Origin of the sequence: Caballeronia sordidicola (genome assembly GCF_002220365.1) — a bacterium.
Classification (GTDB): Bacteria; Pseudomonadota; Gammaproteobacteria; order Burkholderiales; family Burkholderiaceae; genus Caballeronia; species Caballeronia sordidicola_C.
In genome coordinates this window covers 1-15,864 of sequence record NZ_MTHB01000159.1, presented here as the reverse complement: position 1 = coordinate 15,864, position 15,864 = coordinate 1, and the positions used below count along the sequence as shown (strand labels likewise).

Sequence of the window (15,864 nt, the reverse complement as noted above, 5' to 3'; positions counted from 1 at the left end):
CAGCGGCGTGACGCATGCCGACTAGCGCTGACTACATCGAAGGAGACCAGAATGAGTGAGCTTTTCGATTTCGTCGTGATCGGCGCAGGCTCGGCTGGTTGTGTCGTCGCAGGTCGGCTGACCGAGGATCCTGCAGTCACGGTCTGCGTCCTCGAAGCAGGAGGAAGCGGCAACAGCGCGCTCGTGAACATACCGGCCGCCGCCGTCGTCATGTTGCCGACACGGCTGAACAACTGGGCGTTCGAAACCGTGCCGCAGGCGGGCCTTGACGGACGCAAGGGCTACCAGCCGCGGGGCAAGGCACTGGGGGGATCGTCCGCCATCAACGCCATGGTTTATACGCGCGGACATCGTTCGGACTACGACCATTGGGCGTCGCTGGGCAATGAAGGATGGTCGTACGAGGACGTGCTCCCGTACTTCCTGCGTAGCGAGCATAACGAGCGGATCACCAACGAATGGCATGGCCATGATGGACCGCTTTGGGTCAGCGACTTGCGTACCGACAATCCGTTCCATGCGAGGTACCTCGAGGCCGCGCGCCAGACTGGGCTGCCCGTGACTGACGACTTCAACGGCGCCGTGCAGGAAGGCGTCGGGATCTATCAGGTCACGCAAAAGAATGGCGAGCGATGGAGCGCTGCACGCGCCTATTTGTTGCCACATATGAAGAAGCGCAAGAACCTCTCGGTCGAGACGCATGCTCACGTGCAGCGGATCATTTTCGAGGGCTCACGTGCTGTCGGCGTTGAAGTAATGCTTGCCGGAAAGAATCGCATTATCCGCGCTCGCCGCGAGGTGATCGTGGCGGCGGGCGCATTGCAGACACCGCAACTGCTGATGCTGTCCGGCGTGGGTGATACGCAGGAGCTCGGCCGGTTGGGGATTCCCGTCGTCCAGCATTTACCCGGTGTGGGCAAGAACCTGCAGGATCATCCTGATTTTATCTTCGGCTACCGGACGCGTAGCCTCGACACGCTGGGCATATCGTTTCGCGGCAGCGCGCGTCTGTTGCGGGAGATCCTGCGCTTTCGCGGTGCGCGCCGTGGGGCGCTGACGTCGAACTTCGCAGAAGGCGGCGCCTTCCTCAAGACAAGGCCGGACCTGGAAACGCCCGACGTCCAGCTTCACTTTGTCGTGGCGATGGCGGATAACCACGCACGCACATTGCACCTGGGCCATGGGTTATCGTGCCATGTGTGTTTGCTGCGGCCACGAAGCCGTGGAGAAGTGACGCTTCAAAGCGGGGACTCTCGCGATGCACCGCGCATCGATCCGGCGTTCTTCAACGACCCCCGCGATCTCGACGACATGGTGGAGGGATTCAAGCTCGCGCGACGCCTGATGCAAGCGCCTGCTCTTGCTGAATGGATCACCAAGGACTTGTTTACCGCGCACGTGAATACGGATGATGAGATTCGCGATGCGTTGAAACGGCGCGTCGACACCGTCTATCACCCGGTCGGCACTTGCCGGATGGGGCACGATACTCACGCGGTAGTGGACTCGCAACTACGCGTGCGAGGTCTGAACGGCCTGCGTGTTGTCGATGCGTCGGTGATGCCGACGCTGATTGGCGGGAACACGAATGCGCCGACCATCATGATCGCCGAAAAGGCCGTCGACATGATCCGGGGTGCACCGCGCGCCCGTCTCCGTTGCGTGGATACCATCGATCGTAACCCTGCTCGTGCACGGGCGTGAATATTCCAGGCTTGACAGCTCATCACTCGCCGGCGAGACCCACCGGCGCAGACGGTTCAATGACCTGGAATGCCGCGTCCGAACACCACCCGTGAGAAGAAGTGCGCCAGCACGGATTCGGCCAGTTCCCCCGTCACGTGCTGTGGATTGATCGAATAGAAGAACCGCACGCCGTTGCATAGCGCCATCAACCCAAGCGCAAGCGTTTCAGCGGGCAACGGTGTACCCGCGCGAACTGAAAACTCGCGGATATACACGGTCATTTGCTCAAGCTTTTCGTGCAGGAAGGCGTTGAAGATAACGCGGAAGTGCGTATCGCGCGATGCCAGCAGTTGCGCTTCGACCCATAGCAGGAAGTTTTTATTGTCGCGGTATAGATGGCTGTAAAAAAGCAGTGCGCGGTCTTCCAGATCCTCACGCGTGACTTGTCCTTGCATGATGCCGTGCAAGCCGGCTTGCATGGCAAGGTGATCGCGTTTGAGAAGTTCAATTAGCAACGCCTGCTTGCTGCGAAAATTCGAATAGAACGCGCCACGCGTATAACCCGCGGCCAATACTATCTCTTCAACGCTTCCCGCGGCGAATCCTTTCTTCGTGAAAATGAGCTGCGAAGCGTCGAGCAAACGTTGGCGTGTTTGTTCGCGGGCTTGCTCGCGGGTGAGCCGTTCGCGGTTCATGTGGTCATTGCGACTATTGGGTGACGGGCGAGGTAAATGTCGTCAGCGGTTCGTCTGCAATCGTTCTGAGCCACTCCATTGTCAATGATGGGGCTGTTACCGGCAGCATATGGCCGCCGTCGACCAATCGCAAATTGGTGCCATGCAGCTTTTGCTTGAGCGCCTCGCCATGACTGCGCCAATCCAATATTCTGTCTTCGCGGCCGTAGAGCACGTCCACGGGCAGGTGCAAACTTGCATACCGGTTTTCCATGGCCGGAAGTTCGTCAGCGACTGCCATCATGTCGGACGACGCCGCATAGAAACTGCGTGGCCTCAAGCCAAGCAACCCACCCCCTTTCAGCGCGAAATCCCTGGGGACAGGATCGGGACCAAACACGATGTCCAGGATCGCGCGACTGCCCTTGATAGCGAACGGCGTGGCCACTGTGAGCGATACGATCCGCCGAACCAGTGAAGATCGGATCAGCAGTCCGGCGAAGGCGTCAATGGGATCGACCAGGTGGGTGAGCGGGGCGATCAACGCCAGTCGGCCGACGCTGTCCGGATGATTGAGGCCGACCGCCAGAGCGATAGCGCCGCCCAGTGAATGTCCGACCAGTACCGGCTTGTCCAGCCCCATGGCGTCGATGAACATGGCTACGGTTCGCGCCTGTGCGGAGATGCTGGCGGACGATCCTGCGCCTCGCGTTGAATGCCCCGAGCCCGGCCGGTCAATGAGGATCACCCTATGCGTTTGCGTGAGCGCATTCATGTGCAGATACGCGAAGTTGCGTAACTGCCCGTTCAATCCGTGAACAAAGACAATGGGCGGGCCATTCCCGTATTCAACGTAATGAATACGGTCCGCGCCAATGTCGATGAACCGGCCCTGCGGGGGCAACGCCTGGTCGACGCGGCGTGCAACGTAAAGAGAAAAAGCAACAAGCCCCGCGATGACGATGACGCAAACAGCGACGATGGACAGGAAAAGAAGCGTCAAGTACTCACCTTTGTTTTTATGCGTGCTCTTGCGCTTCGCGCTTAAGCCTGACTGTTGTCATGGGGCGTCGTTCGAACTGCATGACACCGTCGCTCAAGGCACCGAACCTGAGCGACGCAAGATCGAGCAGGTAATTCTGATGATACTTCCAAGGCTTGTGAAGCCCCTGCTTGGGCAGGATGTTCGACGCCCTCTGAATGTAGCCAGACGTGAGATCGACGGCAGGCAGCGAACCCATTTCGTTGTCCCTCAGTCGCGGCACGCAAACATCGTAGTGATTTGCCTTCATGTGATTCACGAGCCGGCAGACATACTGTGCAATCAACTCGGCCTTCAGGGTCCACGAAGCGTTCGTATAGCCGAACGACGACGCGAGATTCGGTATATCGCTATACATCATGCCCTTGTACGACACCGTATCCCCGAGGGAAATCTGGCGTCCGTCAACGGAGATCACCGATCCACCGAGCATCTTGAGTTTCAGTCCGGTAGCGGTAATCACCAGGTCGGCGTCGAGATGCTGGCCGCTTCGCAGCCGCACACCGGTCTCGGTGAAGCATTCGATTTCGTCCGTTGCGATCGATGCCTTGCCGGCGCGCACCGCTTTGAACAGGTCTGCGTTCGGGACGAGACACAGGCGCTGGTCCCACGGGTTGTATCGGGGCGTCATGTGTTTGTCGACGTCGAACCCGGGGCCTAGCTGCTTGCCTGCTGCCCTGATGAGTAACCGTTTGGTTTCTTCCGGCTTGCGGCGTGCGCGGTTGTACAGGTACATCGTCAGCAGCACGTTCTTGGTGCGGATAAGCCGGTGCGCGAGCGTTGATGGTAACCATTTGCGCAGCGTGTTTGCGATCTTGTCGCGTGCAGGCAGTGAAAAGATGTAGGTGGGCGAGCGCTGCAGCATGGTCACGTGTTTCGCCGTGTCCGCCATTGCCGGCACCAGGGTTACCGCAGTGGCGCCGCTGCCGATCACGACAACGCGCTTGTCCGCATAGGCCAGGCCGGCGGGCCAATGCTGCGGATGGACTATGCGGCCTTTGAACTTCTCCATGTCTGGCCAACGAGGCGCATGACCTTCGTCGTAGTCGTAATAACCGCTGCACATGTAGAGGAACTTGCAGGTGTAGCGCGTTTCGATTTCGACATTGCCCTCGGTACGCTGAACCTGCACCGTCCAGCATGCGTCCTGCGAATCCCAGTTCGCGCCCGTCACCTTGTGACCGAACTTGATGGTCTTGTCGATGCCCGATGCTTGGGCCGTGCCCCGGATGTAGTCGAGGATCGTCTGGCCGTCGGATATCGATTTGTCGCTATGCCATGGGCGAAAGCTATAGCCGAGCGTGAACATGTCAGAGTCGGAGCGCACGCCGGGATAGCGGAACAGGTCCCATGTGCCACCCATCGTGGACCGGCTTTCGAGTATCGCGAACCGGGCAGTGGGGCAACGCTCGCGCAGATGATGCGCCGCGGCCACACCGGACAAACCGGCGCCCACGATGAGCACGTCATAGTCAATATCGGCGCGCGTTGAAGGCGAAGATGAAGATGAAAGGGAGGGACTGCTCGAGTGGGTAGCCGGTGTCATGCAATGTCCTTGGGCGTGGAAGCGGCGGCCTGAGCGGGCCGGGCAGCATGCGGATTGTTCGCACGACGTTCCTGAAGCTTGCGATGAAAACGCAGTACATAGATCTGGTAAGCCGAGCCCATCAGCCGCGAGATGAAATCGACACGCCGGGCGTCGCTGCCTATCAGCACGCGGCGCGCATTGCGCTGCACGCCTGCAAGAATCTGGCGCGCCGCATCGTCCGCCTTGGTCGCGTTGATCAGGCGATTAGCCTGGCGGCGATGCGCATCCGCGTCCTGCCCTGTCAGCAACTGGATGTTGTCGTCGATCCGTGACGCGGTGGCGATGTTGGTCGCAACACCGCCGGGATGAACACAGGTAGCACTCACAGACACGCCCTCCATTTCCAGTTCCATGCGCAATGCCTCGGTGTAGCCGCGGACTGCGAATTTGCTGGCATTGTATGCGCCCTGCGTTGGCATCGCGATAATGCCGAACAGGCTGGATGTGTTGATCACATGCCCGTCGCCCGACGCTCGCAGATACGGCAGGAAGGCCTGCGTGCCATGCACCACACCCCAGAAATTGATGCCCATGATCCATTCGAAGTCTTCGATCTTCGCTGTCTCGGCAGGCGCCGCGAGCGACACTCCCGCGTTATTGAAGATCAGGTTGATGCGTCCGTGATCTGCCGAGACTTGGCTCGCCCATGAAAAAACAGCAGCGCGATCGGAGACATCCAGGCGTTGCAATGTAACGCGCACTCCATGGACCATGCATTCCTTCATCGTCTGGACCAACCCTGTCTCGTTGATGTCACTCAACGCAAGGTGGCAACCTCGTCGAGCGAGCTCGACCGCCAGGGTGCGACCCATGCCCGACCCGGCGCCGGTGATCGCGGCGACTTTCCCCTCAAAGCTTTTCATGAACACGTCCCTTGCCAACTCTGCCCTTAACCTTTCAATAGCGAAATCCTGCTCGCCGCGCGTGGGCGCACAGGTTCTCCGGCTGCGTTGAATGCCAGTCCAGTTAGGATCCATAGTGCGGTTGCAACGGGAATACACCAATGGCGCAACGGGACAGCTGTTTTAGTATTTGGGCCAAATTTTGTCCTTTAAGGGTATCTCCTGATGAGTTTCTGGGATTTCAGACGCGGCCCTGCACGCACCCGGCTACTTGTCGACTACGCTCGCTCGAAGGGCTTTTCTCCCGCCAGGCTGCTTGAGGGCAGCGGCCTGGCGCTTACGCAACTCGACGATCCCAACGCCGAACTATTGGCCGCGCAGGAGCTTCGCGTCATCAGCAACCTGTTGAAGCTGACGGGCGCACCGGATCAACTTGGCATCGAACTGGGACTTCGTCATCGGTTCTCGGCCTACGGCGTGTGGGGATTCGGCCTGATCAGCAGCGCGACCATGAGAGATGCGTTGACGCTCGCGCTTCGTTTCATTCCGCTGACTTTCGCGTTCACGTTGATCTCGTACCACGAGGAAGGCAATCTCGGCGTGCTGACGTTCGGCGAGCCGGACCTGGGACGCGACCTGACGCGATTTCTCGTGGAAGGCGACATGGCGGGAGCGGCGGTCCTGCTCTCCGAAATTGCCGGTCCGGATTTTAGAATCGAGCGGCTGACGTTCAGGGCGGAGCCGAACCGGACGAATCCGCGGCGCGGGAAGGCCCGCGGTGTGTTCGGGGCGACCCCTCAGTACGGGGCCAAGATGAACAGCTTGTCGTTCGATCTGGCGTACCTCGACCGGCGGCTGCCGCAGGCCAATCCGATCACCGCGACCATGTGCGAGCAGATGTGCGCGGAGCTTATTGAACGCCGGCGAGCGCGGTCCGGGACATCGACGATCGTCCGGCAATACCTTAGCGTTCCCGGTAGCTCGTTGCCGGATCTGGCTGCCATGGCAAGGATCATCAATGTGAGTGAACGCACCTTGAAGCGCCGCCTTAAGGAGGAGGGTACGTCGTTCAGGACGCTCTTGATGGAGTCGCGTCGTGCAGTGGCGGAGGAGTTGCTAAAGGACCGGCAACTCAGCATGGCGGACATTGCGTTGCGCCTCGGCTTTAGCGATTCCTCGACATTTTCCCAAGCCTTCAAGCGGTGGCATGGCGTGGCGCCGAATGTTTATCGCAAAGCAGTTCAGCGTGCTGTTCCGGTTACGCGTACTTAAAACTGTCGGGCATGCTTAGTTGTTTTAGGGCGGCTTTGAAGGGAGCCTGGCGATTCTGCAAGGTCATGGCGTCCAGACGGCAGACCCAAGCTGCAACGCAAAGCAGCGCTGAAAATTGCGCGCGGCATCACCCTGCAATTTGGCAGGATTCATTGCATTGCACAATAAAACAGACTTTCCTGTTTGCAAATTAGCGGCTATTATCGGCCAACTTCAAGCGGCAATGCAATCATCCGGGCGCGCTTCACCGGGACACAGTGCGTCCTTCAACACGTGTTGTCAGGTCGTTTGCACCCGCTGTGATCAAGCAAATCCCTGGGGCCCGGCACGCGTGTCCAGCCGCGCTTTTCCGATGATCCAACAGCACAACCCACTGATCGGTACCCCTAATGAGCGCAGTCGTGACAACGCCCGATACCACCCCGGACCATCTGATCGACGCAATCGCGCGGCGGCATACGCCGCTGCCGTTGTTACCCAAGATTGCCTATAGCGCGGGATCGTTTGTCGATGCGGTGACCAACAACGTCATGACCGTGTTCGGGTTGTTCTACGTAACGGCGATATGCGGCGTGTCGGGCGCATCGGCGGGCGTGGCGCTGTCGGCGGGACTTGTCGTCGATGCGATCCTGGATCCGCTGATCGGCTCGATATCCGACGGATGGCGTTCGCGGCTCGGGCGGCGCCTGCCGTTCATGATGCTGGGCCTTCCGCTGTCCATGATCGCCTTCGTGATGATTTTCTCGTTGCCCAAGGGTGTGCCCGCAACCACCTTGTTCGTCACGCTGCTTCTGCTCTCCGTGATGTTGCGTGTGTCGGTCTCACTCTTCAATCTGCCGTTCCTCGCGCTTGGCGCCGAGCTGACCGACGACTACGCCGAACGATCACGCGTTGCGGCTTGGCGTTGGGGGCTTGGCATGATCGGCGGACTAGCCACGGTTCTGATTGGCTTCGGACTCTTCTTCAAGGGCGCGGACGGGCTGTCACAGAAGTCAGCCTATACCCCCTTTGCCATGACCTGTGCAGCGCTCGCTATTGGTGGTGCACTCGCTGCCATGTGGGGAACGTTCGTCCTGCGTGGTCGAGCCCATCCAATTGCCGTGAATCGGCCGGGTTGGTTACGCGCATTGCTGGCAGGACTCGTCGAAATTTTCCGCAACCGGTCATTTCGCGTCCTGTTCAGTTCATCAATGCTGTTCTTTGTCGCGCAAGGCGTGGCGCTTTCGCTCGGATTGCACGCCAACACCTATTTCTGGCGCTTATCCGGTGACGGCATCAAAGTCGTCATGCTCGCCTATTTCTGCGGCTTGCTGGCCGGCGCGCCGCTGATCGGCGTGTTCGCTCATCTATTCGACAAGAAGCGCATGTTGCTGGTAAGCCTCGGCATCCTGATCGTGACCCAGGCACTTCCTGCGAGCTTGCGGCTGGCCGGGTTGCTGCATATGGAAGGCATGCCCCTCGTAATAGTGCTTGCTTGCAACGCTGCGATCGGCGGACTGGGCCTGACTGCTGCGGCTATCGCCGTCTCGTCGATGCTGGCCGATGCTGCCGATGAGCACGAGTACCTCTTCGGCTCCCGGCGCGAGGGATTGTATTTCGCGGGATGGGCTTTCGCAGGAAAGGTCGCGACGGGTGGCGGGGCGCTGATTGCAGGGCTGGTCCTGCAGTTCAGCGGATTTCCCAGCGGCGCGGCGGCGAATGCGGGCGCGCAGGTTGCGCTTCGTCCCGAGACGATCAGCTTGCTGGGGCTCTGCTACGGGCCTGGGGCCGCACTCTTCTCGATAGCGGGCGTGCTGATTATGCTGTTGTACCGCCTTGATCGACCTACGCATGCAAGGATTCTCGAGCAACTGATACAGCAGCGTGCGGTCTGATTGAAATCTAATTAGTATTATTGAATAATTGACGGAATAAACATGTCAGAGATCGAGCACGGGAAAGACACCACGCCGTTGCAGTTTGTCCTGCCGTCGACGGTTTCCGCGCAGTGGAAGGAAGCGTTCGGCCGCATGGTCGCGGAGGTCATGAAGATCGGCGGACTGCAAACCCAGCCGATCACTGACAATCCAGACGAATGGGCCGCCGCCAACGCTCGCTCCAACGGGTTCGCAGAGGCGTTGGCCGCGCCGGTGCTGGCTCGACTGGGCACACGAACCGTCGATCACAATATGGGCGGTGTGCCCGTGATGGAATACATTCCAGCGGTGCAGCATCGTGAGCGTGCGAGGGTTTTCTACACGCACGGGGGCGGCTACACGGGCGGTTCCGCCAGCGCTAACGCAGTTGCGCCTGCGGTGATCGCGAATTTGCTGGGAGAGCCCGTGCTGTCGATCGATTACACGCTGACGCCCCGCGGACGCTACGACACCGTCACCGACGAAGTAGTCGCGGTCTTCGATGCCCTGACGAATGACGGGACGCCTGCTGAGCAGACCGTGCTGTTTGGCGACTCGGCGGGAGGCGGCCTTGCTGTCGCGTCGACCCTCAAGCTCAGGGACCAGGGCAAGCCGATGCCGGCTGCGCTCGCGTTGTGGTCGCCGTTTGTCGACTTGCGCTGCGAGGGCGACACCATCCGGACACTGCTTCACGCAGACTTCTTCGATCCGGAGAAACTGGCCTGCAACATGAATATGTATGCGGGTCCCGACCATTTGATGCATCCGTACGCATCGCCCATTCACGGTGACTTCGGCAAGGGATTTCCTCCCACTCTGATCCAGGCCGGAACGCGGGAGATCTTGCTGAGCGATTCCGTGCGTCTATACCAGGCGCTGGATGTTGCCGGACGTGTGGTGAAACTGGATATTTACGAGGGGATGCCTCACGTGCATCAGTCCTGGCCTACCGGCACGCAAACGCCTGAGGCCATGCTTGCCTGCAGCAAGACCGCGCAGTTCCTGCAGCACTGGCTGGAGCGTTCGACGGCTTAGCGCATGCCGGTCATAGGGCTCAGGAAGCATCGTTGACGAGGCACTCAGTCTTGATTACGCCAGGCAAGCGAATGGAAAGTGCATGCTCCGGCGCAGCCCTGTAGAATCTTCTTGACCAACAATTGGCCAGGGTTGCAATGAAACTGACTGACGACAAAGCTCAAGCGCGCTCAAACTCCAGCGGCAATCACCCATCTCGAATCCTTCTCGCATGAACGACTTCGCCCGTTTGCCCGGTCATCGCTTTCTGCATTCGCCGGGACCTAGCCGCGTACCAGATGAAGTCCTGCACGCCATGAGCCGCCAGCCGATGGACCTGGCTGACCCGCGACTGGATCGCTGTATTGCCGCTTGCGAAGCGGGTCTGAAGCGCGTGCTGCAGACGGAGCAGTCGGACGTCTTCCTCTATGCCTCGAACGGGCACGGTGCCTGGGAAGCGGTCATCGCCAACCTGATTGCGCCGGGTCAGGCGGTGCTGGTGGCTGGCACGGGCCACTTCTCGGAATCGTGGGCGGTGCAGGCCGAGGCAATGGGCGGCCGTGTGATCCGCACACCCTGGGTCGAGGGACGTCCAATCGATCCAGCGGATATCGAAGCCGTGTTGCGGGAGGATGTGAAGCGCGAGATTGTCGCGGTCTTCATCGTTCACACGGACACCGCCAGCGGCATCACCAACGATCTGCCCGCCATGCGGGCAGCGATCGACCGGGCTGATCACCCGGCGTTGCTCGTGGTCGATGTGGTTGCATCGCTTGCAGCCGCGCCGTTCGCCATGGATGCAATGCGCATCAACGTGGTTCTCGGCGCCAGTCAGAAGGCGTTGATGGTGCCGCCCGGACTCGCGTTCGTCGCGGTCGACGCAACGGCTATGGAGGTCTCGCGCCGCAATTGCACGCCGCGTTTCTACTGGGACTGGGAGCGGCGGAAAAGTCCGCTGTCGTACCGCAAGTTTTGCGGCACGCCGCCGCAGAGCCTGATCGCCGGGCTGGAGGCGTCGCTCGGGCTGATCTTTCGGGAAGGCTTGACCGAGGTGCTGGAGCGCCATCGGCGAATCGCGCAAGCGGTGCATGCTGCGGTGCAATGCTGGAGCGAGACGGGCGCGTTGCGCTTTTTCTGCGAGGAACCCGCGGCGCGCTCGGTGTCGGTGACGACCATCGGGGTGAGCGAGGGTATCGATCCGGAAGCAATCCGCAGCGTCGCGCGTGAGCGCTTCGAAGTTGCGATTGCCGGTGGTCTCGGGCCACTTGCGGGCCGCGCATTCCGCATCGGGCATCTCGGCGACATTAACCCCGCGATGATCCTCGGATGTCTCGGGGGCGTCGAAGCCGCCATGACCGCGCAGGGTGTTCCCTTCGGCCGCGGTGGCGTGGAGCGTGCTATCGCACGTCTGGCTTTGGACTGAATGTGGACTGAAGGTCCACGTACGCAGTCGGCAGGTCTTCTTCGGGCTACCTGGAATACGATTAGTGACCCGAAGAAGATCATTGCCCGAGACCTGAAAGGGCATCCGTTAAAGAATTGAGCCAAGTGTGTTCTTCCGAACCGCCAGGGTTGCGCCGCGTTGCTATAAAACGAGGGCGAACTCGGGGAGAACACCATGACAGAAGAACGAGCGCGCGGCATTCTTGCTGCGAAAACGGCTGCTCGCGAATATGTGCTTCAAAGGCTTGTCGAAGACAAGACTTGGGAGCTTCGGACCAGTTCCGCCACGACTGCGACGATTGTCCGCGATAGTTTCAACGGCCTTGCCAGGCTAACCAATGCTCAATTGGCCAAGGCTGCCTACGACGCGGGAATTTCAGATGGTGACCAGCAGGTCATGAGCATGACGACCGTGCTTGCGCAGTTGGCGCCGGCGGTATAACCCCGGGCTCAGGACACGAATACACGGTCAACCCGGGGTGGTTCAGCGAACGTGTGTAACGTTCCCAACGCGTTCCCAACGCGTCCCCAACGCGTCGTCAACCCGGACATGAACCATCCGCGCTGCAAGCCGGCCTTTCATCAAACCAACTGCGATTCCGTCATCCGGCGCATGGCTTGCGGCGACTGTCCAAAAGCACGCAGGAATGCACGCCGCATCCGTTCACGGTCCCCGAAACCACTCTCGCGTGCGACTACATCGACTGAATGCCGTCCCGTTTCCATCATCAGGCGGGCGGCCTCCACGCGTAGATTTTCTATGGCCCGGGCGGGCGACTGTCCGGTCTCGTCGGTGAAGACCCGGCTGAACTGGCGCGGGCTGAGGTGGGCGACTTCCGCCAGCTCTTCGACCGACAGCTTCGCGCTCAGGTTGGACTTTGCATAGGTCAGCGCGGTCTGCACCCGATCCGATTTCGCGTCGAGTTCGAGCAGCGCGGAGTACTGCGACTGGCCACCGGCTCGACGATGATAGACCACCATTTTTTTCGCCACGAGCCGCGCGGTGTCCGTGCCCAGGTCTTTCTCGACGAGCGCGAGCGCAAGGTCGATCCCGGCACTTGCACCGGCGGACGTCCAGATCGGACCGTCGACGATAAAGATCCGGTCCTCCTCCATCTTGACCTGCGGATACGCGCGCTGAAGCGCCCGCGCGAAGTACCAGTGCGTGGTCGCGCGGCGGCCGTCCAGCAAGCCCGCCTCGGCCAGCACAAACGCGCCTGTGCAGGTCGCCGCAATGCGTTGCGATGCCTTCAGCGCGTCGCGAAGAAACGCAGCCACGCCTGCCGACTGCGGCGTGCCTGTGTTGTCGCCGGAGACGATCAGGGTGTGGAACTCGCTGCCCTTGAAACTCGCGGTCTCAACGCCGAATCCCAGCGAGGAACGCACAGAGCCGCCATGTTCCGACAGCAACTTCACCTCGTACGCGGTTTCTCCTATGGTTGCGTTGGCAAACTCGAACACGGTCGAGACCGCGAGCCCCAGCACCTGAAAGTCCGGATAAACAATGATTCCGATCGTTTTCACATGGCCTCCTGCGCGCCGGGAAAGGGATTCCGGTTGATGTCCTAAAAAGTTGCATCTATGTCATTGAGGACATGATCGCACACTTCTACTATTCCGTTCACACACCGGCGCCTCTGCCGGAACACTTGGAAAAACTGGAGAACGGAAATGAGCAATGTAGCGAACAAAGGCACGGCCCTCGTGACGGGCGCTTCGACCGGCATTGGCGCGGTCTACGCAGAGCGGCTCGCCGAACGGGGTTACGACGTTATCCTGGTGGCGCGCAATCGCGACCGGCTGAACGCGCTGGCAACGACGCTGACAACGTCCACCGGACGCACTTTCGAGGTGGTCGTCGCGGATTTGGGGACGACTGAAGGGGTGCGAAAGGTTGAAGACGTCCTGCGTAATGACTCCAGCATCACAATGCTTGTGAACAACGCCGGCGTGGGCGCGACCGCGCCGCTCGTGGATTCGGACATCGACAAAATGGACGCGATGATCACACTTAATGTGGTCGCGCTTACGCATTTGACGAAGGCCGTCGTACCGGGTTTTGTCGCGCGTGGAGGCGGAACGATCGTGAACATTTCATCGATTGCCGCTGTGTCGCCGGAGACGCTGAATGGCGTGTACGGCGGCAGCAAGGCTTACGTGCTTGCGTTGACACAGTCGTTGCACCATGAGCTTGGCGCGAAGGGCGTGCGGGTCCAGGCCGTCTTGCCCGGCGCAACCAGCACGGAGTTCTGGGACATCGCGGGCACGCCGGTGAGCTATCTGCCCCAAAGTATCGTCATGACGTCGGAAGACATGGTGGACGCGGCACTCGCAGGCCTCGACCAGGGCGAGCTTGTAACGATTCCCTCGCTGCCGGAATCGGCAGACTGGAACGCGTTCGAGGCGGCTCGCCAGGCGTTGGTGCCTAACCTTTCGCATCGGCTGCCGGCGGCGCGTTATGGCGTAACGAGCGTCACGCAACATTAAGCGTTTGCATAGTGAGTGGCTCAATGCCGGTGCGTTCCCTTCAAGCGCAATCACCGCTCTTAAGGAAACCGCGTGTCAGCGCATTGGGCCGCGTTGAAGAACCTTAAGCCTGTACGTAAGCTTACGACTTGTGAGCTTCGAGTTGTGAGCTTCGAGTTGTGAGCTTATGACTTAGCTAAGCTGAACGCGGCATTTGCGATTTACCAAGACCCTCCAGCCGCGGACCAGACGCAAATACGCCAGCTCATTAAAGCTGTCTAAACGCTCTTTAGCGCCCCATCCTCCGAATAGCGTGCAGCAATGCGCTCATTTCCCGCCGTCAAGCCGATAGCAACTATCGTAACCTTCGTGGTGGGCGCTTCCCCTTTCCCCCAAACGTCCGAACCACGGCGCATCGATTTCATGCCATGTGGAGCGAGGTAAGCGCAGCCCGACAGAATCCGCTGACCCAAGTTTCGACAGCCAACTCATGACATCTGTCCCAACAAGCGCACCTCCCATTGCGGACTGGCATCAGTCGGCTGCTTCGCTATGCCTGGCCGGACACTATGCGCAAGCGTTGTCGATGGTCAAGCCGATGCTTGAACCACATCCGGCATTGACGGGAAGCGCGCTGGCGGAGGCCTTGAATATAGTGGCGGTCTGTTCGCTAGCGCTTGGCCAACTGGAGGATGCGCAAACGTATTGGCGGCGGGCTATCGAGGCCAAGCCCGATTTCGTCGATGCTTATAACAATCTCGGCATGCTGCTTAAGGGGCTTGGCGCTTTGGCGGAGGCGTTGGCTATCTATCGGCAACTGCTGAGCATCCGTCCGGACCTCGCCGAGGCCAGCAACATCTGGGTGCGGTGCTCTACGATCTCGGACGCCTCCATGACGCCGAGGCGGCGTACCGGCATGCGCTTGCGATCCGTGCGAATTACGCGCAGGCCCACTACAACCTGGGCATCGTGCTCCATGACCTGCGCCGTTGGCACGAAGCGGAGAGTGCTTACCGGCAGGCATTGGTTCTGTCTCCCGATGCAGGGGCTTACAACAACCTGGGCAACGTACTCAAGGAACTTGCCCGACTGCCAGAAGCCGAGGCGGCGTACCGGCAGGCACTGATCCTCAGGCCCCAATACGCCGAGGCGCTCAACAACCTGTCGAACGTGCTCAAGGAATCAGGCCGCCTGCCCGAGGCCGAGCTGGCCTGCCGGATGGCGCTCGCTATCCGCCCTGACTACGCAGAAGCCCACCTTAACCTGGGCGCCTTGATGGGTGTCCTTGAACGCTTTCCCGAAGCGGAGGTGTCTTACCGCCAAGCGCTCGCAGTCCGGCCCGACTATGCGCAAGCTCATTACAACCTGGGCATCGTGCTGCAGACTCTAGACCGGCTACCCGAGGCCGAAGCGGCCTACCGGCAAGCGTTGCTGATCCGCCCGGATATGGCCGAAGCCCATAACAACCTGGGCATCGTGCTGTGGGCACTGCGTCGTTTGCCTGATGCCGTTGCGGCTTACCAGCGAGCGCTGGCTCTCAGACCCGATCTCGCCGAGGGGCACCACAATCTTGGTAACGTGTTGAAGGAGCTAGCAGCCTGTCGGGCTTTCTCGGGCATTCCAGCATGAAATATGAGAAAATTATATTCGTATAACTAAGCGAGTTTTGTCATGTCTCACTTCATCGTCACCGACCGCAACACCGACTATCTGCTGCCCCCGTCACTGGACGACTGGTTGAACGAAGGTCACCTGGCGCGGTTCGTGGTCGAGGTGGTCGATCAACTGGATCTGTCGAACCTGACCCGTCAGTACGCGGGACGAGGCTCGAAGGCGCATCATCCGGCCACCCTGCTGGCGATCCTGGTGTATGGCTATGCCACGGGCGTGTTCTCCAGCCGCAGGCTTGAACGAGCGACCTATGATTCGGTTGCCTTTCGCT

General features: G+C 60.2%; 14 protein-coding genes and 1 pseudogene. 10 read left to right on the top strand and 5 right to left on the bottom strand.

Annotated features, from left to right (window positions below):
- Window positions 1–51 precede the first annotated feature (51 nt).
- Window positions 52–1,704 (top strand): GMC family oxidoreductase, encoded by a 1,653-nt coding sequence (locus BSU04_RS23055; RefSeq protein ID WP_089162747.1) that lies wholly within the window; start codon window positions 52–54, stop codon window positions 1,702–1,704.
- 56 nt (window positions 1,705–1,760) lie between these two features.
- Here BSU04_RS23055 and BSU04_RS23050 read toward each other — a convergent pair whose 3' ends face one another.
- From BSU04_RS23050 to BSU04_RS23035, 4 genes are read right to left on the bottom strand one after another with little or no spacing between them, the layout of a single operon-like run.
- The gene (locus BSU04_RS23050; RefSeq protein WP_089162746.1) at window positions 1,761–2,381 is read right to left on the bottom strand and encodes a TetR/AcrR family transcriptional regulator; all 621 of its coding nucleotides are present in this window, start codon (window positions 2,379–2,381) and stop codon (window positions 1,761–1,763) included.
- A 13-nt stretch (window positions 2,382–2,394) separates the two neighbouring features.
- Window positions 2,395–3,363, bottom strand: a complete 969-nt coding sequence (locus BSU04_RS23045) for an alpha/beta fold hydrolase (protein ID WP_089162745.1) — start codon at window positions 3,361–3,363, stop codon at window positions 2,395–2,397.
- A 16-nt stretch (window positions 3,364–3,379) separates the two neighbouring features.
- Window positions 3,380–4,948, bottom strand: coding sequence for a flavin-containing monooxygenase (locus BSU04_RS23040; protein ID WP_089162744.1), 1,569 nt, complete (start codon window positions 4,946–4,948; stop codon window positions 3,380–3,382).
- On the bottom strand, window positions 4,945–5,853 hold the full coding sequence (locus BSU04_RS23035) for an SDR family NAD(P)-dependent oxidoreductase (RefSeq protein ID WP_089162743.1): 909 nt from the start codon (window positions 5,851–5,853) through the stop codon (window positions 4,945–4,947). Before BSU04_RS23035 ends, BSU04_RS23040 begins: the two co-directional genes overlap by 4 nt.
- Window positions 5,854–6,057: 204 nt before the next feature.
- Here BSU04_RS23035 and BSU04_RS23030 point away from each other — a divergent pair, with 204 nt between their 5' ends.
- The 5 genes from BSU04_RS23030 (at window position 6,058) to BSU04_RS23010 (ending at window position 11,898) form a co-directional block, all read left to right on the top strand.
- A complete protein-coding gene (locus tag BSU04_RS23030; RefSeq protein WP_089162742.1) occupies window positions 6,058–7,104 on the top strand; it encodes an AraC family transcriptional regulator in 1,047 nt (348 codons plus the stop codon).
- Window positions 7,105–7,505: 401 nt separating this feature from the next.
- Window positions 7,506–8,978: an MFS transporter gene (locus BSU04_RS23025; RefSeq protein WP_179258408.1), complete on the top strand. Its 1,473-nt coding sequence runs from the start codon at window positions 7,506–7,508 to the stop codon at window positions 8,976–8,978.
- 42 nt (window positions 8,979–9,020) lie between these two features.
- Entirely contained in the window at window positions 9,021–10,034 is a 1,014-nt protein-coding gene (locus BSU04_RS23020; protein ID WP_089162740.1) for an alpha/beta hydrolase fold domain-containing protein, read from the top strand.
- A gap of 211 nt (window positions 10,035–10,245) precedes the next feature.
- Window positions 10,246–11,436: a pyridoxal-phosphate-dependent aminotransferase family protein gene (locus BSU04_RS23015; RefSeq protein WP_256983234.1), complete on the top strand. Its 1,191-nt coding sequence runs from the start codon at window positions 10,246–10,248 to the stop codon at window positions 11,434–11,436.
- Window positions 11,437–11,631: 195 nt separating this feature from the next.
- Entirely contained in the window at window positions 11,632–11,898 is a 267-nt protein-coding gene (locus BSU04_RS23010) for a hypothetical protein (RefSeq protein ID WP_089162739.1), read from the top strand.
- 140 nt (window positions 11,899–12,038) lie between these two features.
- Here BSU04_RS23010 and BSU04_RS23005 read toward each other — a convergent pair whose 3' ends face one another.
- Entirely contained in the window at window positions 12,039–12,980 is a 942-nt protein-coding gene (locus BSU04_RS23005) for a GlxA family transcriptional regulator (protein ID WP_089162738.1), read from the bottom strand.
- 147 nt (window positions 12,981–13,127) lie between these two features.
- Here BSU04_RS23005 and BSU04_RS23000 point away from each other — a divergent pair, with 147 nt between their 5' ends.
- From BSU04_RS23000 to BSU04_RS22985, 4 genes and pseudogenes are all read left to right on the top strand, one after another.
- The gene (locus BSU04_RS23000) at window positions 13,128–13,943 is read left to right on the top strand and encodes an SDR family NAD(P)-dependent oxidoreductase (RefSeq protein WP_089162737.1); all 816 of its coding nucleotides are present in this window, start codon (window positions 13,128–13,130) and stop codon (window positions 13,941–13,943) included.
- Window positions 13,944–14,412: 469 nt separating this feature from the next.
- Window positions 14,413–14,715: pseudogene (locus tag BSU04_RS48860) on the top strand (tetratricopeptide repeat protein); the annotation flags it as partial.
- Between the two features lie 74 nt (window positions 14,716–14,789).
- On the top strand, window positions 14,790–15,551 hold the full coding sequence (locus tag BSU04_RS22990; RefSeq protein ID WP_089162735.1) for a tetratricopeptide repeat protein: 762 nt from the start codon (window positions 14,790–14,792) through the stop codon (window positions 15,549–15,551).
- Between the two features lie 42 nt (window positions 15,552–15,593).
- Window positions 15,594–15,864: transposase (locus tag BSU04_RS22985; RefSeq protein ID WP_144021322.1), on the top strand; the 271-nt coding region annotated here is incomplete at its 3' end.

Excerpts from the sequence above, each read along its gene's own strand:
- BSU04_RS23055 (WP_089162747.1), top strand. The coding sequence starts at position 52 with ATGAGTGAGCTTTTCGATTTCGTCGTGATCGGCGCAGGCTCGGCTGGT.
- BSU04_RS23050 (WP_089162746.1), bottom strand. The coding sequence starts at position 2,381 with ATGAACCGCGAACGGCTCACCCGCGAGCAAGCCCGCGAACAAACACGC.
- BSU04_RS23040 (WP_089162744.1), bottom strand. The coding sequence starts at position 4,948 with ATGACACCGGCTACCCACTCGAGCAGTCCCTCCCTTTCATCTTCATCT.
- BSU04_RS23035 (WP_089162743.1), bottom strand. The coding sequence starts at position 5,853 with ATGAAAAGCTTTGAGGGGAAAGTCGCCGCGATCACCGGCGCCGGGTCG.
- BSU04_RS23030 (WP_089162742.1), top strand. The coding sequence starts at position 6,058 with ATGAGTTTCTGGGATTTCAGACGCGGCCCTGCACGCACCCGGCTACTT.
- BSU04_RS23020 (WP_089162740.1), top strand. The coding sequence starts at position 9,021 with ATGTCAGAGATCGAGCACGGGAAAGACACCACGCCGTTGCAGTTTGTC.
- BSU04_RS23015 (WP_256983234.1), top strand. The coding sequence starts at position 10,246 with ATGAACGACTTCGCCCGTTTGCCCGGTCATCGCTTTCTGCATTCGCCG.
- BSU04_RS23010 (WP_089162739.1), top strand. The coding sequence starts at position 11,632 with ATGACAGAAGAACGAGCGCGCGGCATTCTTGCTGCGAAAACGGCTGCT.
- BSU04_RS23000 (WP_089162737.1), top strand. The coding sequence starts at position 13,128 with ATGAGCAATGTAGCGAACAAAGGCACGGCCCTCGTGACGGGCGCTTCG.